The organism is Metallibacterium sp., from assembly GCF_054637675.1.
This window is the reverse complement of sequence record NZ_JBTSRB010000013.1, coordinates 1-19,837: the sequence shown is the minus strand read 5'-3', so window position 1 is coordinate 19,837 and position 19,837 is coordinate 1. Positions and strand designations below refer to the sequence as shown.

Annotated in this window: 14 protein-coding genes; 8 read left to right on the top strand and 6 right to left on the bottom strand. The window is 60.7% G+C overall.

Annotated features, from left to right (window positions below):
* Window positions 1-23 precede the first annotated feature (23 nt).
* The 7 genes from ACYDAT_RS06340 to ACYDAT_RS06310 all read left to right on the top strand — a co-directional run bounded on the left by ACYDAT_RS06340 (window position 24) and on the right by ACYDAT_RS06310 (window position 8,903).
* Window positions 24-1,088: an alanine dehydrogenase gene (locus ACYDAT_RS06340; protein WP_461440078.1), complete on the top strand. Its 1,065-nt coding sequence runs from the start codon at window positions 24-26 to the stop codon at window positions 1,086-1,088.
* Between the two features lie 172 nt (window positions 1,089-1,260).
* On the top strand, window positions 1,261-3,597 hold the full coding sequence (locus ACYDAT_RS06335; protein ID WP_461449067.1) for a DNA translocase FtsK: 2,337 nt from the start codon (window positions 1,261-1,263) through the stop codon (window positions 3,595-3,597).
* Window positions 3,598-3,719: 122 nt separating this feature from the next.
* Complete coding sequence (gene lolA, locus ACYDAT_RS06330; protein ID WP_461441605.1) at window positions 3,720-4,376, top strand: outer membrane lipoprotein chaperone LolA; 657 nt, start codon at window positions 3,720-3,722, stop codon at window positions 4,374-4,376.
* A gap of 188 nt (window positions 4,377-4,564) precedes the next feature.
* Window positions 4,565-5,911, top strand: a complete 1,347-nt coding sequence (locus tag ACYDAT_RS06325) for a replication-associated recombination protein A (RefSeq protein ID WP_461440076.1) — start codon at window positions 4,565-4,567, stop codon at window positions 5,909-5,911.
* Complete coding sequence (locus tag ACYDAT_RS06320; RefSeq protein WP_461449065.1) at window positions 5,908-7,089, top strand: MFS transporter; 1,182 nt, start codon at window positions 5,908-5,910, stop codon at window positions 7,087-7,089. The genes ACYDAT_RS06325 and ACYDAT_RS06320 overlap by 4 nt, the downstream gene beginning before the upstream one ends.
* 174 nt (window positions 7,090-7,263) lie before the next feature.
* Window positions 7,264-8,538, top strand: a complete 1,275-nt coding sequence (gene serS, locus ACYDAT_RS06315; RefSeq protein WP_461449063.1) for a serine--tRNA ligase — start codon at window positions 7,264-7,266, stop codon at window positions 8,536-8,538.
* The gene (locus ACYDAT_RS06310) at window positions 8,535-8,903 is read left to right on the top strand and encodes a hypothetical protein (protein WP_461441587.1); all 369 of its coding nucleotides are present in this window, start codon (window positions 8,535-8,537) and stop codon (window positions 8,901-8,903) included. Before serS ends, ACYDAT_RS06310 begins: the two co-directional genes overlap by 4 nt.
* Before the next feature lie 18 nt (window positions 8,904-8,921).
* Here the strand turns inward: ACYDAT_RS06310 and ACYDAT_RS06305 are convergent, their stop codons facing one another.
* Window positions 8,922-9,731, bottom strand: a complete 810-nt coding sequence (locus tag ACYDAT_RS06305; RefSeq protein WP_461449061.1) for an HD-GYP domain-containing protein — start codon at window positions 9,729-9,731, stop codon at window positions 8,922-8,924.
* A 642-nt stretch (window positions 9,732-10,373) separates the two neighbouring features.
* On the opposite strand from ACYDAT_RS06305, the gene ACYDAT_RS06300 reads away from it, so the two are divergent.
* Window positions 10,374-13,256 (top strand): bifunctional YncE family protein/alkaline phosphatase family protein, encoded by a 2,883-nt coding sequence (locus tag ACYDAT_RS06300; RefSeq protein ID WP_461449059.1) that lies wholly within the window; start codon window positions 10,374-10,376, stop codon window positions 13,254-13,256.
* A 622-nt stretch (window positions 13,257-13,878) separates the two neighbouring features.
* On the opposite strand, the gene ACYDAT_RS06295 is transcribed toward ACYDAT_RS06300, so the two are convergent.
* The 5 genes from ACYDAT_RS06295 to ACYDAT_RS06275 all read right to left on the bottom strand — a co-directional run bounded on the left by ACYDAT_RS06295 (window position 13,879) and on the right by ACYDAT_RS06275 (window position 19,793).
* Window positions 13,879-14,592 carry a phosphorylase family protein gene (locus ACYDAT_RS06295; RefSeq protein ID WP_461449057.1) on the bottom strand — a complete coding sequence of 238 codons (714 nt, stop codon included), beginning with the start codon at window positions 14,590-14,592 and terminating at the stop codon, window positions 13,879-13,881.
* Window positions 14,593-14,990: 398 nt separating this feature from the next.
* Window positions 14,991-16,247: a nucleoside permease gene (locus tag ACYDAT_RS06290; protein ID WP_461449055.1), complete on the bottom strand. Its 1,257-nt coding sequence runs from the start codon at window positions 16,245-16,247 to the stop codon at window positions 14,991-14,993.
* Window positions 16,248-16,680: 433 nt separating this feature from the next.
* Window positions 16,681-17,460 (bottom strand): uridine phosphorylase, encoded by a 780-nt coding sequence (udp, locus tag ACYDAT_RS06285; RefSeq protein ID WP_461441592.1) that lies wholly within the window; start codon window positions 17,458-17,460, stop codon window positions 16,681-16,683.
* Window position 17,461: 1 nt separating this feature from the next.
* On the bottom strand, window positions 17,462-18,688 hold the full coding sequence (locus ACYDAT_RS06280) for a phosphopentomutase (protein WP_461449053.1): 1,227 nt from the start codon (window positions 18,686-18,688) through the stop codon (window positions 17,462-17,464).
* 55 nt (window positions 18,689-18,743) lie between these two features.
* A complete protein-coding gene (locus ACYDAT_RS06275; RefSeq protein ID WP_461449051.1) occupies window positions 18,744-19,793 on the bottom strand; it encodes a YncE family protein in 1,050 nt (349 codons plus the stop codon).
* Window positions 19,794-19,837: the final 44 nt, after the last annotated feature.

Sequence of the window (19,837 nt, the reverse complement as noted above, 5' to 3'; positions counted from 1 at the left end):
CATCCCCTGCGAGGTCATTCCCCATGCGTATCGGCATTCCTTCAGAAACCAAGACGCTCGAAGGCCGTGTGGCCTTGGTGCCCGCTGCCTGCGCCGATCTGGTGCGGCACGGCCACGAGGTTCATCTGCAGTCCGGTGCCGGACTCAAGAGCGGCTTCAGCGATGACGCCTACACGCGTATCGGCGTGCACATCGTTCCCGATGCCGCGGCGCTGTACGAAAAGGGCGAGCTGATCGTCAAGGTCAAGGAGCCCATCGCCGGCGATCTGGCGCTGCTGAAAAAACACCACCTGCTGTTCTGTTATCTGCATCTGGCCGCCGAGCCGGAGCTGACGCGCAAACTGCTGGAGATCGGCCTGACCGGCGTGGCTTTCGAGTCGGTCGAGGACAATGGCGGCCTGCCGCTGTTGCTGCCGATGTCGGTGATCGCCGGACGCATCGCCACGCAGGTGGGCACCACGCTGCTGCACCAGCCGCAAGGCGGCAAGGGCAAGCTGCTGGGCGGCCTGCCGGCCACGCCGCGCGGCAAGGTGGTGGTGCTGGGCGCTGGCGCCGCGGGCAGCAACGCCGCCGCGCTGGCCGCCGCCGCCGGCGCCAACGTGGTGGTGTTCGACAAACGCCCCGATCGCCTGGCCGAAATGATGGCCATGGGCGCCAACGTCACCGCGCTGTATGCCTACGAGTCGCTGGTGGCCGAGGAAGTCGCCAGCGCCGACATCGTCGTCGGCGCGGTGCTGATCCCCAGCGCCAAGGCGCCGCGCGTGGTCACCGAGGCCATGGTCAAGTCGATGGAGAAGGGCAGCGTGCTGGTGGATATTTCCATCGATCAGGGTGGCTGCTTCGAGACCTCGCGTCCAACCACGTGGAAGGAACCCACCTACAGCGTGCACGGCGTCACCCACTTCGCCGTGACCAACATGCCGGGCGCCGTGCCGCAGACTTCATCGCATGCGATTTCGGCCGCGATCCTGCCATACGTGCAGCGTCTGGCGGCAAGCGCCGAGTGGCGCAGGCACGAGCCGCTGCGCGTCGGCATCAACATCGAGGCCGGCAAGATCGTGCATCCGGCGCTGCAGGGCGTGGTCTGAGGGGCATCGCGCGCTTCGCTGCTGTCCATTGCGCCGGGGTGAGGCGGTGCGTTGATGATTTGCCGCGGGCGGATCATGCGCTGCCGAGCGCCCGAGCGCTGCGCGCCACTGGTTCCCGATGCCAGCGCGAGCACTTGCTGGTGTAATCTGCCGCAGGATTTCGGCAAGCAGGATGACGGTGGCGGCCAACGGCAAGACGAGCAGCACGAACGGCAAGATCGCGCTCAGCGAGGGCGCGCGGCGCCTGCTGCGCGAAGCCGGCGCGCTGCTGCTGTTTCCCATCGCTTTGTATGTGCTGGTGTGCCTGCTCACGCACAACCGCGACGATCCGTCGTGGTCGCACTCCGGTCCGCAACTGGGCGTGGCCAATTGGGGCGGTTTGATCGGCGCGTATCTGTCCGATGCGCTGCTGTGGTTTTTCGGCATCACCGCGTACGCGTTTCCCGTATTGCTGGCGGCGCTGGCGCTGCATGTGCTGCGTGAGCGCGCGAGCGTGCCGCGCTCGCCGCTGGAGCCCACGCTGCGCCTGATCGGTTTCGTCGGCTTCGTGGCCTCGAGCGCGGCGCTGGCGGCGCTGCGTTTGGGCACCGCGACGGACCTCGCCGCCGGTTACGGCGGCATCCTCGGACGCCTGATCGGGCATCCGCTGCAAGGCGGCTTCGGTCTGCCCGGCGCCACGCTGTTGCTGTTCGCGGTGTTTCTGGTCAGCGTGACCCTGGCCACGGGCCTGTCCTGGTTCGCGGTGATGGACCGCACCGGACGCCTGACCCTGATCGTCGGTGACTGGCTGCGCGCGCACCTCAAGCGCGCGCCCGAGGTGCTGGCCGCGCGCGGCCAGCGCATCGAGCGCGAGGAAGTGCGCCGCATCGAAAGCAAGCGCAAGTCCGAGCGCGAGCCGGTGCGCATCGAGCCGCCGCCGGCGCCCATGGTCGAGAAAAGCGATCGCGCCACGCGCGAGAACCAGATCCCGCTGTTCGTCGGCCCGACCATGCCGGGGCAACTGCCGCCGCTGTCGCTGCTGGATGAGGCCAAGCCGTCCATCAACAAGGGCTGGTCGCAGGAAATGCTCAAGGTGCTGTCCGAGCAACTCACCGCCAAGCTGCGCGATTTTCGCATCGAGGCCAGCGTGGTCAGCGTGTTTCCCGGCCCGGTGATCACGCGCTTCGAGATGGAACCCGCCGCCGGCGTGCGCGGCAGCCAGATCTCCAGCCTCGACAAGGACATCGCGCGCGGACTGTCGGTGCAGAGCGTGCGCGTGGTCGATGTGATCCCCGGCAAGAGCGTGATCGGCATCGAGATCCCCAACGCGCACCGCGAAATCGTGTATCTGTCCGAGATCCTGCGCTCCAAGGAGTACGACGCGCAGAAGTCACCCTTGGCGCTGGCGCTGGGCAAGGACATCGGCGGACGCCCCGCGGTGGTGGACCTGGCCAAGATGCCGCATCTGCTGGTCGCCGGCACCACCGGCTCGGGCAAGTCGGTGGCGCTGAACGCGATGGTGCTGAGCCTGCTGTACAAGGCCGCGCCCAGCGATGTGCGCATGATCATGATCGATCCGAAGATGCTGGAGCTTTCGGTCTATCAGAGCATCCCGCATCTGCTCGCGCCGGTGGTCACCGACATGAAGGAAGCCGCCAACGCGCTGCGCTGGTGCGTGGCCGAGATGGAGCGGCGCTACAAGCTGATGTCGGCGCTGGGTGTGCGCAATCTGGCCGGTTTCAACAAGAAGGTACGCGAGGCACGGGCCGCCGGGCAGCCGCTGCTGGACCCGCTGTTCAAGCCCGATGCCAGCGCGCCCAACGCGCCGCCGCCGCAGTTGCAGACACTGTATTCCATCGTCGTGATGATCGACGAATTCGCCGACATGATGATGATCGTCGGCAAGAAGGTCGAGGAGCTCATCGCGCGGCTTGCGCAGAAGGCGCGCGCCGCCGGCGTGCATCTGGTGCTGGCCACGCAGCGGCCCTCGGTGGACGTGATCACCGGCCTGATCAAGGCCAACATCCCCACGCGCATCGCGTTTCAGGTATCCAGCAAGATCGACTCGCGCACCATTCTCGATCAGTCCGGCGCGGAAACCCTGCTCGGTCACGGCGACATGTTGTACCTGCCGCCGGGCACCGCCACGCCGGAGCGCGTGCATGGCGCCTTCGTCGATGATGCCGAGGTGCACCGCGTGGTCGATTGGCTGCGCGCGCAGGGCCGCCCCGATTTCATCGCCGGTGTGCTGGAAGAAGTGCAGGTGCTGGGCGATGGCAAGGTGATCGGTGAATCCGGCCTGCCCGAGGATGCCGAAGGCGAGGGTGGCAGCGACAACGCGCTGTTCGACAAGGCCGTGGATATCGTGGTGCGCAGCCGCCGCGCCTCGATCTCGGGCGTGCAGCGGCACCTGCGCATCGGCTACAACCGCGCCGCGCGCCTGATCGAGATGATGGAGCAACAGGGCATCGTCAGCCCGCCCGAGCACAATGGCAACCGCAGCGTGCTGGCGCCAGCGCCGCGGGAGTAACCCGGTTTCGCCATTTCATCGCGATGCAGCGAGGTGACGGCATGCTGCGTGCAGTCCAGTTCAACTATTCCTCCACGGTTTGCATGAACATTCAGAATTCCCATGCTTCACGTCATGCCCGTATTCACCGCATCCTCGTGATGCTGTGCGTGGCGGTTTTGTCCTTGCCGGCGCTGGCGCAGGCCGCGGGTAGCGCGCGCGCGCAGCTCGATGCCTTCGCGGCGGGTCTGCAATCGGTCAGCGCGCATTTCAGCCAGATGAGTGTGGATGCCAACGGCAATCCCGGGCGCAACGCCACCGGCACGCTGCAACTGGCCGCGCCACGACTGTTCCGCTGGCAGGTCAGCAGTCCCTACCACCAGATCATCGTCGCCGACGGCAAGCGCGTGTGGGTGTACGACCCCGATTTGCAACAGGTGACGGTGCGCGCGCAAAACAGCGCCGAGGCGCACAGCCCGCTCAACGTGCTCACCGATCTCAAATTGCTCGACCGCCAGTTCAAGGTCAGCGAGGACGGCGCGCACGACGGCCAGGCGTGGCTGAAGCTGCGCCCGAACAACGACCACGCCGAGTTCAAGTACGCCGAGCTGGGTTTTGCCGACAACCAGTTGCAGACCATGGTATTCGAGGATTTGCTGGGCGATCGCACCACCATCCGTTTCAGCGACTGGCAACGTAACGCGAAGCTGCCCGCCGATACGTTCCGCTTCACCCCGCCGCCCGGTGCCGATGTGATCGGCGATGTGCCGACGGCCGAGGCCTACCCGCTCAAGAACTAACTCAATTTGCAAAACCGGGCATCCTGCCACCTGATTCAAAACGATTATGTGCAAGCAAACGGTCGCGGCGAAGCTGCGCCACTTTTGTCGCGACAAGCGCGGACGCGCTCATCGCGGCGGCACATCATTGTGCCGGAGCGGTTTTTCAAACCGCCCAACAGAGATGGCCGCGGCCTTATCATCGCCCGATGCCGCGCAAGCCTTCCCCCGTCACACCCTCGCTGCTGCCCGAGTCCACCGCGTTGCAGCCGCTGGCTGAGCGCATGCGCCCGCGACGCCTGGAGCAAATGGTGGGCCAGCGCCGTCTGCTGGCGCCGGATGCGCCGTTGCGCCAGGCGCTGGAGGCGGGCAAGGTGTACTCGATGGTGCTGTGGGGGCCGCCCGGTTGCGGCAAGACCACGCTGGCGCGGCTGGTGGCGCACTACGCCGAAGCCGAATTCGTGGCGATTTCCGCGGTGCTATCCGGCGTGGCCGAGGTGCGCGCCGCGCTGGCGCTGGCCGAGGCGCGCTACGCGCAGGGTTTGCGCAGCGTGCTGTTCGTGGACGAGGTGCACCGTTTCAACAAGGCGCAGCAGGACGCATTCCTGCCCGCGATCGAGCGCGGCATCATCGTGTTCATCGGCGCCACCACCGAGAACCCGTCCTTCGAGCTGAACTCGGCGCTGCTCTCGCGCTGCCGCGTGCATGTGCTGGAGGCGATCTCGGCCGATGACATCGTGGTCGCGCTGCAGCAGGCGCTGGACGATGACGAACGCGGCCTCGGCGCATTGCATCTCAAGTTGCACGATGACGCGCTGCAGGCGATCGCGCAGGCCGGCGACGGTGATGTGCGCCGCGCGCTGACCTTTCTGGAAATCGCCAGCGAACTGGCGCGCGCGGGCGTGATCGACCGCGATACGCTGACGCGCGTGCTGGCCGAGCGTACGCGCCGCTTCGACAAGGGTGGCGAGCAGTTCTACGACCAGATCTCGGCGCTGCACAAGTCGGTGCGCAGCTCCGATCCCGATGCCGCGCTGTACTGGCTGACGCGCATGCTCGATGGCGGCTGTGATCCGCTGTATCTGGCGCGGCGCACGCTGCGCATGACCGTCGAGGACATCGGTCTGGCCGATCCGCGTGCATGGCGCATGGCGCTGGATGCGTGGGATACCTACGAGCGCCTCGGCAGCCCCGAGGGCGAGTTGGGCCTAGCCGAACTGGTGGTGTATCTGGCCGTGGCGCCGAAGAGCAACGCGGTGTATCGCGCGCTGGGCGAGGCGCGGCGCGTGGTCGCCGAAACCGGCACGCTGGAGGTGCCGATGCATCTGCGCAACGCGCCCACCAAGTTGATGAAGGAGCTGGGTTACGGCAAGGGCTATCAGTACGACCACGATCGCGCCGGCGGCGTGGCGCTGGATCAGCAATGCCTGCCCGACGCGCTGGACGGGTTGCAACTATACACGCCGGTCGAGCGTGGTCTTGAATTGCGCATCAAGGAAAAACTCGATGCCCTGCGCGCGGCGCGTGCCCAGGCACGCGGCGGGGACAAGGCATGAGGAAGCTGTTGCGCGCGCTGCCGCGCACCGTGCTGCTGCTGAGCTTGATCAGCCTGTTCAACGATAGCGCCGGCGAGCTGGTGTATCCGCTGGTGCCGCTGTATCTGGCCACGGTGCTGATGGCCGGGCCGCGCGCGCTGGGCTTGATCGAGGGCGTGGCCGAGGCGGTCAGCAGCCTGGTCAAACTGGTCGCAGGCGTGTTGGCGGATCGCATGCGGCGCATGCGCATTTGGGTCGTCGGTGGCTACAGCCTAGCGGCCGTCGCGCGTCCGCTGCTGGGCCTGGCCACGAGCTGGCCAGGCGTGCTAGTGCTGCGCTTTGCCGATCGTCTGGGCAAGGGCCTGCGCAGCGCGCCGCGCGATGCCTTGCTCAACGCCAGCGTGGCGCCATCGCAGCGCGGCCTGGCGTTCGGTTTTCATCGCGCCATGGACAATCTGGGCGCGGTGATCGGCCCGCTGGCGGCGGCTGGACTGCTGGCGCTGGGCATGCCGATCGCGCACATTTTCTATCTCGCCATCATCCCCGCGCTGGTAGTGATCGCGCTGGCGCTGGCTATTCCCGAGCCGGACATGAAGCCGGCGCTCAAGTCGGTGCCGTTCGACTGGCGCCTGCGCGAGCAAAGCCCGGCGCTGCGCCGGTATCTGCTGGTGCTGGCGCTGTTCACCCTGGGTAATTCCTCGAACATGTTTCTGCTGCTGCGCGCGCACGATCTGGGCGTCAGCGACGTGCAGATCCCGCTGCTGTGGGCGCTGATGTCGGGCGTGGCGGCGCTATTTTCCACGCACTTGTCCAGCCTGTCCGATCGGCTGGGGCGCACCCGCGTGATCGGTGCCGGCTGGGTGATCTACGCCGGCTTCTACCTGCTGTTCGGCCTGCTGCCGGCACACCCCATCCTGCTGTGGCCGATGTTCGCGTTCTACGGACTGTTCCTGGCCGCGACCGAAGGCGCCGAGAAAGCGCTGGTGGGCGACCTGGCGCAGCGCGAGCGCGGCGGCACCGCCTACGGCTGGTACAACCTCGTGGTGGGTCTGATGCTGCTGCCGGCCTCGGTGCTGTTCGGCTGGCTGTGGCAGCACCTGGCGCCGCTGGTGGCGTTCGGATTCAGTTCCGGCTGCGCGCTGCTGGCGGCGCTGCTGCTGCTGTTCTGGGTGCGCCCGCGGCATCTTGCATTGGCTTGAGGTTTGCGCTGCGCGGGCGGCGCTCGCGATAATCGACGCGAGAGGCCTGCAGCCATCACTCCCGCGCAGGGCGGGAAGCCAGTCGCAGGACGCTTCTGGATGCTCGCCTGCGCGGGCATGACGAAACCCGCAAGGTGTTCCGTGCGGGCGCCACCGTTCTGATTCGGAGATTCCATGCTTGATCCGGTACTGCTGCGTGCGCAGCTTGATGCCACAGCGGCGCAGCTCGCACGGCGCGGCTTTGCGCTGGAAACCGCGGTGCTGGGCGCATTGGAAGTCGAGCGCAAGCAGGTGCAGACCGCCACGCAGGAGCTGCAGAACCTGCGCAACACGCGCTCCAAGGCCATCGGCCAGGCCAAGGCAAGGGGTGAGAGCGTCGAGGCGCTGATGGCCGAGGTCGCCGGGTTGGGCGATCAACTCAAGGACAACGAGCAGCGCCTCACCAATATCCAGAATCGGCTGGCCGGGATCGCCTTGGGCATCCCCAATCTGCCCGAGGCTTCGGTGCCGGACGGCAAGGACGAAACCGCGAATGTCGAGCAACGCCGCTGGGGTACGCCCCGCGGGTTTGATTTTGCCGTGCGCGACCACGTCGAGATCGGCGCGCGCGATGGCGGCCTCGATGGCGAGGCTGGCGCGAAACTGTCAGGCGCGCGCTTCACCGTGCTGCGCGGCGGCATCGCGCGCCTGCACCGCGCGCTGGCGCAGTTCATGCTCGATCTGCACACCGGCGAGCACGGCTACCTCGAATGCAACGTGCCGCTGCTGGTCAACCCCGAGGTGATGCAGGGCACCGGGCAGTTGCCCAAGTTCGAGGAGGATCTATTCGCGACACAGGTCGGCGACACGCGGCGCTATCTGATCCCCACCGCCGAAGTCGCGCTGACCAATCTGGTGCGCGAGTCCATCGTCGAGGCTGACACGCTGCCGCTGCGCATGGTCGCGCATACGCCGTGCTTTCGCGCCGAGGCCGGCAGCGGTGGACGCGACCTGCGCGGCATGATCCGCCAGCACCAGTTCGAGAAAGTCGAGCTGGTCAGCATCGTGCGCGCGACCGACAGCGCCGCCGAGCACGAGCGCATGACACGCTGCGCCGAGGTGGTGCTGGAACAACTCGGTCTGCCCTACCGGCGCCTGCTGCTGTGCACCGGCGACATGGGCTTCGCCGCCGCCAAGACCTACGACCTGGAAGTGTGGCTGCCCTCGCAGAACACCTATCGCGAGATCAGCTCCTGCTCCAACTGCACCGATTTCCAGGCGCGGCGCATGCAGGCGCGCTGGCGCAATCCAGACACCGGCAAGCCCGAACTGGTGCACACGCTCAACGGCTCCGGCGTAGCCGTGGGTCGCGCGCTGGTCGCGGTGCTGGAGAACTACCAGAACGGCGATGGCAGCATCGCCGTGCCCGAGGTGCTGCGCCCGTATATGGGCGGATACGAGCAGGTGTGAGTACCACGCCCTCGTCTGCGCCCGCCACGCATCTGGCGATCGGTTTGTTCGCCGGGGTGGTGATCTCGGCATGGGCCGGTTTTTTCCTCGGCATCAGCATGATCGGCTGGACACCGTGGTGGCACGGCCCGGCCTACCTCGCCGGCATGCTGCTGTTGCTGGGCATGGCTTGGCGCTGGCGCCGGCTGCTGTTGCCCCAGGCCCTGCTGCTGCTGGCCACGGTGGCCTATCCAGTGGCCGTGGCCAGCGTGCGCAGCCCCGAGGTGCTGGTGTTCGGCCTCGGCATGCTGCTGCCGCTGCTGCTGGTGCTGCTCGTGGTGGTGGTATCGGTGAAGCTGGGCAAACCCGCCAGGCGACCGCGCTGAGCGCGTACAGCGCAACCCCTACTTGAATCTGCACGCCAGGAAGGCATCCAGGAGGGCGGGGTCGTGTTTGACGCCACGCTCAGCATCGAGCGTGGAAAGAGCTGCCGCATGGGTTCTGACCCGATGGTAGGGACGCGGGGAAGTCATCGCGTCGTAGCTGTCGATCACTGACAAGATTCGACTGAGCAAAGGGATCGCCCCGGTTCGCAGGCCATCGGGATAGCCACCCCCATTCCAGTGCTCATGATGATGTCGAACCACGGTTGCAATTTCCTTGCGAAAGGAAAGATCGCGGTGCGCCAGGATGATCCCCTCGCCGCGGACGCTGTGGGTCTGCATGACAGCCCGCTCCATGGCATCCAGCGGCCCCGCTTTGCGCAGGATGGCATCAGGGATGTCCATCTTTCCGATATCGTGCAGGTGCGCGGACAGAGTGAGCACGGCGAGATCGTGCTGCAGAAGACCGACAGCCTTCCCGAGCAGGACGGCCAGCGACGCGACGCGATCGCAATGCTCCGCGATGGATGCATCGTGCGCCTTCAGCGCACGACTGAGAATAGGATCGATGGCAGCGGTCCAGTGGTTCACGGCGGGCGAAGACCAAGTCATTCGCCCAAGTGGGCGCGATCCGGAGATTGAAGCAAGATCGAAGCCAGCGCACTTTACAAAATAGAAAGCAGAATGGCAGGTTATCTCGACACGGCGCTGCCTGCAGATACAGGCGTGCTCTTCGGTGAGTTTGTGCGGGCTTGCGACTTGGTGTTGACGACGGTGAAAGGCGTCAGCATTCAAGTAACCCCCAAATGGCCGGCCGGCCGGCTGGTTCATGCAAAACTTGCCGCAAGCCATGGGTGCCAGCAGATCCGAAGGTCCAATAGTTAGGCGGACAACGGAGTGGCATTCAAACTCAAAGCGAGTTGAGCCAATCCAGTTGCATCGAATCCGAGCAGGTCGGAAAGCGCAATCCAGGAATGCCCTGATGTGCGCCTTGTTCCGGAAAAAAGCGGGGTTTGCGCGTTCGCGAGAAGACGCGAGGGTTCCTGTCGCGTCGCTGCACGAAGCAGTTTGCGAAACCTCCGCTCGTTGCCGGTGTCGAAGTGCAGTGACCCGCTTGGAGTTGCCGGATGACTGCTCGCCCGCTGGGATTGTTCGATCAGGAAATTCGGCCGCGCAAGCTGCAGGCGCTAGGTGATCCACCGGTGGCGCTGAACACGATCGTGCCGTGGGCGATGTTCCGGCCAATCGATGCGCACCGGGGATCGCGATCCACGCAAAAGTGGCCACCTGACGCACGATCAACGGAAGTCCCCAAGGGACGACCCGATCAGCCTCGAATCTCAGCAACCAGCGGCAGGAAGTCGCGCCAGCACGCGTTCTGATGGACATGCAGTCTTCGTTGCTGCGACGGATGCGTTGTAGCGAGTTTCAGGTATTCGTTTCGGCCAATCTGCGTTTTTAGGAGTCAGATCAATGAATAATATGATTAGAAAGGCAGTTACCAGCGCCATAGCTGCAGGATCATTGTGCTACTTACCTTCGGCTCTGGCCATGCCCCTGAATCGACATGTTTTGAGTTCGGTTCAACTTGATTCACAAAATGTAGCAAATTACACGGCCACCTTGCCCACGGGCCGCATAGTGACGCCGGTCGGTGTAATTAACGGTACCCCCAATTTCCCCACCATGGTGGCTGCACAGGGTGGCTTCATAGCTGTTCTGGCCAATGGCGCGACCCCCTTCCAAACGATCACGTTTTACAGTCGTAACAGTCTAGAACGATTAGATCGCCTTGCTGCCTTCGCCAAGGTGGCGCCCACCAAGCCGATGGCCTGGGCTACTTCGGGTGGTAATGGCACCGCCTTGAATCCCGAGCATGCTGGAGCGGCGGGGGTTGTGTATGTACCGAAGGAAAATGCTGCTTTGAAAATCAGGCAGGCCAAAGCCACGTTGGCAGTCGAGAGCAATCCGAATCCGATTCCGACGGCTCTGCTTTCGCACAGTGATTTATTTCAAGGCCTCACAGCGGGAACTGACGGCATCTTCTATGCCACAGGCGGCGATTCCGACAACGTCGTCGCCCTGCGCGGCGTGCATGGCAAGGTGCAGGTACTCCATCAGTACACGCTGCAGTGGCAATCTTTTCCCAAGGATCAATATCCCTACCAGTATCAGGGCGATCACCAAAAGAAGCATCTTTTTTACCCAGACTCCGTGGTGGTGGGTCCGTCGAATCATCACCTATACGTCACGGGTATGCTGTCCAATAGCCTGGCTCGCGTCAATATCGCCACGGGCGAGACCGATTATGTCAATGTGGGCGCGTATCCCTTTGCGGTAATGCTCGCGGATCAGCGACAGCGACTCGTCGTGAGCGACTGGGGCGGCAATGGCGTCACGGTATTGGACCGCGCCACCTTCCACGTCATTGGTCACATCGCCACCGGGCCCGCCGAAGATCCCGCAACGATTGCGGCCGGAGTGCACCCCACCGCCATGACCGTCTTGCCCGATAGCCCTGACGTCTTTGTCGCCGACGCCAATGTAGACAAAGTCGTGGAAGTGGATACCCAGACGATGCAGCCTTTGCGTGTCATCGATGATAGTCCTTACCACAACGCCCCGCCCGGCAGCTATCCCGACGCTCTCGCCATCGCCGACGGCGAACTCTTCGTTGCCAATTCCGGGAACAATGATGTTGCCGTTTACGACGTTCATACCGGCGAGCGTTTGGGACTGATCCCCACCGCCTGGTATCCCACAGCACTGGCAGTAAACGATGGCGCCCTCTATGTAACTTGCGCCAAGGGCCTGGGTTCCGGTCCCAACCTGCAGTGGCAGTATATTGGCAACATGATGCATGGGGTTCTGCAAAAGGTGAATCTGTCTGAACTCCCAAGGCATCTCGCTCAGTGGACCCAGGAATCCCTTCACAACGATGGATTCACCCAGGCGCAGCGTACGGCGCGGCACACGCAGGATGCCCGAACTACCACCTTTCTTAAAAAACATATCCGCTATGTGGTCTTCATCCTGCGGGAGAACAAGTCCTTCGATGAGGATCTCGGAGATTACTCAGCGGCCGGGAAGTGGGCGGACTCCCACTTTGATCTCTATAACCAGAAAGAACTGCCTAATCTCTACAGCCTCGCCCATCACTATGCGCTCTTCGTCAACTTCATGGCTGATGGGGAAGTAACTGCTCAAGGGCATCAATGGGTGGACGGTGCCTCCGACTCTGATGTTGTTCAGCGTCTGTGGCCTGAGTATTACTCCAATCGGGGCCTGCTCTGGAATGCCGGACCCGGCGGATCAGCTTCTTTGAAGCCCCAAGCGCCAGGTGCCCACAATCCCCACCATTATTACGAAAAGTTGGGCGACTTCACTAATCCATGGATCAGCTATCCGGAACGACTCTATCTCTTCAATAATCTCCTGCAAAACCAAGTAAGTTTCGAGGATTTTGGAGAGGACACCACTCGTGCCAGAGATGGGGTGATCCGCTCAGTCCTCAAGTCGCACGTTGCCAAGAGCTATCCATCATGGGATCGTATGATTCTTGACACCGACCGCGCCAAGCTGGCCATCGACTGGCTCAAGAAGCATCCGGGCGCTAAGTTCCCGCATTTTGTGTACATCTGGTTGCCGGATGACCACACTGCGGGACTGGCTCCTTGTTATTACACGCCTGATTATTTCGTCGCCAACAATGACTATGCGACGGCGACGTTCATCCATTATCTGTCCACCACCCCGGAATGGAAGCACATGGTGGTCTTTCTGACTGAGGACGATGCCCAGTCGGGGGCGGATCACATCAATGCGCATCGGACCTTGGCACTGGCCATGGGTCCCTGGGTCAAAAAGGGGGCTTTGGAAACCCACCTCTACTCTCAGGTCAACATCGTCAAGACCATCGAGGCAACCCTAGGGCTGCCGCCCATGTCCCAGTGGGACGAGAGCGCAGCGGTGCTCTCAGGGGTCTGGACCAACCATCCTGACTTCGCGCTGACGCCAACCGTACTGCCCATCCGTGTACCCGTGGCCTTCAACATAGGCAAGTGTACGGAGCATTTCCTCCTGCGCCGGGAGGCGGGAGCCACAGGCCATATCCTTACCCCCGCCTGGCTCAAGGCGCATACGGATGCCCATGGTCGACATCTGGCCCCCGTCGTGCAGAAAAATGCTTACACCCCCACTTCGCTGCTCAAGGTCAGTGGTCCTGAGCAGTTGAAGCAGGAGTGGATCGCGAGCAAAGGGGTCAGGAGCTACGACCATTTCATGGCCTATTTGCATCGCTATGCCCAAGCCCATAGGGTGACCATCGCCAGTTATGAAGCCAATGAAGGAACCTGATCGGTGCTACAGCAAAGTCGTAGCGGGTCCATGCACCAGGCGCTCGCCAGCTTGTGCCACAGCGCGTGCAGAGGGTTGACGGCCTGCGGCTGCACCGGGCACCACTACAACTTCAGCAACGACAACTGCAAAAACATACAAGGGGACGGGACGGAGCATGGCGTTGCCAAATTCATAGTGAGGATTGAACCGCCGAACCCTCACCCGCAACCCCTCTCCCGGCGGGGGAGGGGCCTTTGCTGCTGAACTTCGACGCGAATCAGGTAACCCCTTGATCCCGCACTATACCGCGCGCAATCACGCTGAAGTCATGTCGAACTTGGGTGATCGGCCCTTCCGATCACGCCAATTCTTTGATTTCACAGACCCTCGCACGCCCAACTCATCAAAATTAGCGTGTGAATTGCGGAACTTGGGGCCAACTACCGACGCGCCGAGCCACGAACTTGATCAAACTGCGTGCGGTGGATTCAAAACGGGTTCTTCAAACTGCTCGTTGCAGACGGTTGCACGCTACGACCCGCGCATGTCACGGGCTGCAGCATCTGGGTAATCAGGACGAACATTGGCCTCTGGTATCGAGACATGGTTGAATCTGACCTCCACCCAATAGAAGACCTGATTAGACAGAAGAAGCAACCTCTAACGCAATAGCAAGCATTGTGTCTACACCGGTTGCACGCATGGCTGGTGGCCAATGTTCATTTACATTTATTTTATCCGTGACTGTTAACAATGCTGCTGTCGATACGTTTTTTATGTTCCCTAACCAGAACAATCCGGCAGACTCCATCTCTATTCCAAGGACATCGCTATCAAAGTCCAGCATCTCTTTGTCATCCCATTTATAAAACAAATCCGTAGAAAAAACTTTCCCTTTGTGAACACGTGATGGAGTTTTATCAGTCATCATTTTTGCACAGGAATAGATTTTTGCAACCAACTCATGGGCAGATGGAGTGACAAAAGCGGGTGCTGGGGCTGGCAGAATACCTGAGTCTGACACCGCACTGGTTGGGACCAATAAATCACCCAGAGCCACATGTTCATTTGTCGTGCCGCATGTGCCCACCCTGATCAACGTTTTTGCACAATAGCTGTCAATTAATTCATTTGCATAGATCAGCAGTGACGGTATGCCCATGCCTGTTGCCTGCACAGAAACTTCCATTCCATTGTGCAGCATTCCTGTAAAACATGGCATTGCACGAATATTTGAAACTTCTCTCGCTCCAGAAAGCATACTCGCCATTCTCTTTGCCCTTATCGGATCTCCTAGCAAGAAAACTAACGGAGCAATATCACCGCTTGCCGCGTTCAGATGTAATGCTGTCACGGGCCTTGTCCTTTAACTGTTGTTTGTTACACAAGCTGACTCATCAAAATGAATTTATCTACTCTGACCATTTCTATTTTCGAGCAGTAATCTTTTTTCAAGCGTCCAAGCTGACAGACTGTCGAGGAAGCTCCTTCCTCTCAAGAAATGAAATGGCCCCGTCCACCCACCATATAGGCGGCCCACACGTCACCCAATTCGCCCGGATCGTGTCCACCAACACGCGCAACTCGCGGATCGGATGATCGCGCTCGGGGGTACCCGATCCTCCACCGATATATACGCAAACATCCCCATCTGCTGCACGTCCACACTGCGCATCGATTCCACGCCTCCACGATCCGCGTCATCTATGATCACAGCGCACCCGTGGAGCTCTCTGACAGCTTGCTAATGTCTTAAAGGTCGACAGTCTTAGCCAGGTCATTTCGCACATGCTTGTAGCGGAACAGGATTGCGAACAACACCGCCACGACCAGGGAGTAGGCGGCGAACGTCAGCCAGATGCCATGCCAATCGAGTTGGCCATCAGCTAGCGTGAAGTAACGGCTGATGAGCAGCCCGCTGATCGAGCTGCCGAGCACTGCGCCGAAGCCATTTGTCATCATCATGAACAGTCCCTGCGCGCTGGCGCGGATACTGGGATCGGCCTGTCCTTCGATGAACAGTGAACCGGAGATGTTGAAAAAATCGAAGGCCATGCCGTAGACAAGGTTGGACAGAACGATCATCCACAGCAGTCCGTCGGGGTTGCCGTAGGCGAACAGGCCGAAACGCAGCACCCAGGCAAACATGCTCATCAGCATCACAGTCTTGATGCCGAAGCGTCTGAGAAAGAAGGGGATGGTCAGGATGAACGCGGTTTCCGACATCTGCGAGATCGACAGCACGATGTTCGGGTAGCGCACGGTGAGCAGGCCGCGATAGGCGGGTACGTTGGCGAAGCTGTGCAGGAAGGTATCACCATAAGCATTGGTCAGCTGCAGCGAGGCCCCCAGCGCCATGGCGAACAGGAAGAACACGGCCATGTTGTAGTTCTTCAGCAACTTGAACGCGCGCAGGCCCAAGGCATCGATCAGCGAATCGCGACGCACGTCGCGAGGCGGGCAACGCGGCAGGCTAAACGAGTACAGGCCGAGCAGCACGGCGGATATGCCGGCCACGTAGAACTGGCTGGCGCTCTTCTCAATGTGCAGCAAGCTGATGGTCCACATGGCGACGATGAAGCCGATCGTGCCCCACACGCGAATCGGCGGGAAATCCCTGACCACGTCCGCACCATCGTTCTTCAGCGCGTTGTAGGACACCGTGATCGACAAGGAGATGGTCGGCATGTAGAAGCACACATTGAGCAGCATCACCCAGAACAACGTCGTGGGATTGTCGATTAGCGGCACCACGAACAGCATGCAGGCACCGAGCAGATGCAAGATGCCGTACAGGCGTTCGGCGTTGATCCACTTGTCGGCGACGATGCCCATCAGCGAGGGCATGAACAGCGAGGCGATGCCCATGGTTGAGAACACCGCACCGAAATCGCTGGCCGACCAGTGTTTGGTGAGAAACCAGTACGCACCGAGGGTAGTCAGCCAGGATCCCCAGACAAAGAACTCCAGGAAGTTCATGACGACGAGGCGCAGCTTGGTGGTTTTCATACGCGGATCGGGCTTCCGTGGAGATTACGCCAACACGCTAAACGCAAAGCGCAATCGCGATGGCGCAATGATCATTGCATATTCCGGTAAACGGGTGGCCGTGTTCCGGTTGATGTGAGGCCAGCAGGCGGCGGCGCAGTCGGGTAAGACGAACGGTGTCTGGTTTCTGTTGGCAACCCCGCCAGCGGAGCCCACCTCCAAACGAGTCCACACCGCGCTCGGCGGCGTCAAGGATGCCTTGTATGGCACCTGCCACGCGCTCAAGCCGAAATACCTGCATTGCTACCTCTACGAGTTCTGCTACGAGCAACGGCAGTCCCCCAAAGAGACCGCTTCAATCACCGCATCACGCTTGAGGAGCTGATTCCGCGCCTGATCAATGCCGCACCCACACCTCGCCGCTGCCGTAGCAGCTGCCAACTGCGGATGCGACTTATGGGTAATCAGGATGATTTATGATTGCACCTCTAATAATTTTTGCCAACCGACTAAACGCCACCGCGTAAGCTTCAAGATTTACCTCTTCTGACTCCGTTCTCTTCGCAATCACACCACAGAGGCATGCCGCTGAAAGCCCGAAGGCACTGCACATTGTAAACAGGGTTGCTGCTTCCATCTCGAAATTAGTGACATTTAGCTTACGCCACTCCTCAACAGAGCCTTGGAATCGGCGTAACACGTAACCTGAATAGTTGTCATACCTCTCTTGTCCTGGCCAAAATGTATCCGATGACGCTGTAATTCCGACATGAAAGGGGATTTTCAATTTCTCAGCTGCGTTAACTAAGGCATTCGTTAGCCACAGCGAAGCCACGGCAGGGTATTCAATGGGCGCATAATGTGTCGATGCCCCGTCTAGGCGAACTGCCGCCAAGCTGATCACAATGTCACCGAATTCAATATCCTTTTGTATTGATCCAGTCGTGCCGACCCTAATGAAATTCTTGACGCCAAGTTGCGCTAATTCCTCAACCGCAATCGCGGTAGACGGGCCACCGATGCCAGTTGAGCATACCAAAACCGGAACACTATCAACGATCACCATCCACGAATTGTATTCCCGATGCATGTGAATTGCTCTGGCATTCTTGTCAAGCGCTTTGGCAAGTTCCGGAACCCTACCGGGATCCCCCGGTAGTATGGCAAACTCTGCATTGCCGATCTGAGAACGTTCAAGGCCTGTATGATACTGCCTCTTGTCATCAACACTCATTTCATTTCATCTCGAAGAATTTATCCAAATCTCGGGCTGTCATACCCAAATGAACTGCCGCCAACTTGCCAATTTCAGTGAATGATGCAAACTGGCCCATGCAACGATTGGCAACCCCATTGCCTGCAACTAGAACAGGGACGTGTTCGCGAGTATGATCAGTGCCCTTATACGTCGGATCACAGCCATGGTCGCCCGTTATGATTAAAATATCATTCTTACCTAGAGCATTGATGATTTCAGGCAGGCGCCGGTCGAAACGCTCCAATTCAGTGGCGTAACCAATAACGTCGCGGCGATGGCCATATTTGGAATCAAAATCGGTTAGATTTGCAAATATTAGTGATGTATCGTTCACCCGACTCAAGTTCTCTATAACCGCATCCACCACCAAATCTAATTCTGTGGAATCTATTGAATTACTTATGCCTTGCCCCGCAAAAAGATCCGATATCTTGCCGATGCCAATCACTTGCACACCGCTCGTAGATAAAGCATCGAGCAACGTCTCATCGTTTGGCGGCATTGAGAAATCTCTTCGATTATGTGTTCTACTGAAATCTTCAGCCAAAGTGCCAACAAAAGGTCGTGCAATAACACGTGCTATCTGGTATCTGTCAACCAGCTTGCGGGCGATTCCACACAATTCATACAGCCGATCCAAGCCAAAAGTATCCTCATGCGCAGCTATTTGGAAAACACTATCTGCCGAAGTATATGCAATTGGTTTACCAGTTTTGATGTGTTCTTCGCCAAACTGCTTGATTACTTCGGTCCCGGAAGCATGGCCACATTCGATCAACCCAGGCAATCCGCCTTGTTGAATCAGTGCTTCAGTCAGAGCTTTGGGGAACGTTTTTTCTCCTTGCGTACATAAGTAACCCCAATCGACGAGCGTTGGCAGCCCAGCAATCTCCCAATGGCCCGCAGTGCTGTCCTTGGGAACGCTCCGCGGTACCGCATAACCATACGCTCCCATCAGCTTTTTTTCCGAGCTCAGGGATGACGCTAAACAGCGTCCACCTCGACTCAGGCATGCTGCCTTTGATAGACCCATGGAGTCGAGACAAGGCAGCCTAAGATCGCCGTGGCGGCCATTCATCAATCCTTCCGCACGCCCCGCATGAGCGCATTCAACGATGTGGCCCAACGTATCAGCCCCTTCGTCACCGTATCGAAATGCATCTTCAGTAGCACCGATGCCAAAGGAATCCATCACCATGATCACGGCTTTCTTCGCACACATGAGCTTGGCACTTATTAGATAGTTGAAAACCAGGCGATTAGTTTCGGATGTGGTAACGCAGCAGCGTGCCCTGATGCGGATCGCACACGTAGATCGCGCCGGTCGTCGGGGCCACGGCAACGCAATGTGAGCCGTGCTCGGCTGGCCCGCGGGCCAGCACCGAGAGACGGTCATCCGCACCGAGGCCGAGTACCGTCAAGTTTGCACTGCCCCAAGCTGGAACGGCCAACTGTGCAAGCACGGGGTTCCAGGCGATGATGTCCACGCCATGTCCGGTCGGCGCACTGGCCACGATCTTGCCTTGGTGATCCAGGTCCAAGGCGACGACCCGGCCTTCCTTGCAGCCGACAAACAGCAGCCCCCGTTTCGCCGCCAGTGCCAAGCCACTGGCGCCATGGCAGGTGTTGGCATATTGGGCCACGATGCGGCCTGATCGCAGGTTGATTGCAACCGTCTTCCCGCGCCACTGGTTGGTGTAGGCGCGATTGTTGGTGGCATCGATGATCAGGGATTCGGGGCCTTTGGGAACGGCGACCATGCCGACGGGCGACAGGGTCAGCGTGTGCGGGCCGGTGTGTATGGCGAATCGCTGAATCTGGGCAGCGCGCGGTTCACTGACCCAGATTTCGTGCAGTGGCGCCACATTGCGGACATAGTCCGGGCCTGCGGCCAGTGGCACCCGATCGACGACGGCGCCAGTGCGTGCGTTGACCACGACCAGTTGTTGGTCCTGGTGGTCGCTGGCAATGAAGTAGCCGTCGGCGTAGGCCACCGAGGTGGTGCCGAGGTCGCCACTGCCCGGATGCGCGGCGACCGGTTTGAGCACGGGGATTACCCGCTGTTTGCCGTTGGCCGGATTGATCAGCACCAGTTTGCCGGTGCGTCCGGCGGGTACCACGATCCGCCGCAGTCGCGAAAGGTAGCGGATGTCGTCGAAGCCAATCGGTCCGTGCACGCCAACCAGCTTGACCGTGGTCGGATGCAGGCTTTGCACCTTGGGCCGAGCCGTGGCAGCCCCCGCAGGATGGGCTGCAACGGAAAGCAGCAGCACGATCAAGCTCAGAACGGGGCCGAAGCGTGGAGTCATGATGATTCACCTGTTTGGACGAACCGGGAAAATTGCCGCCGGGC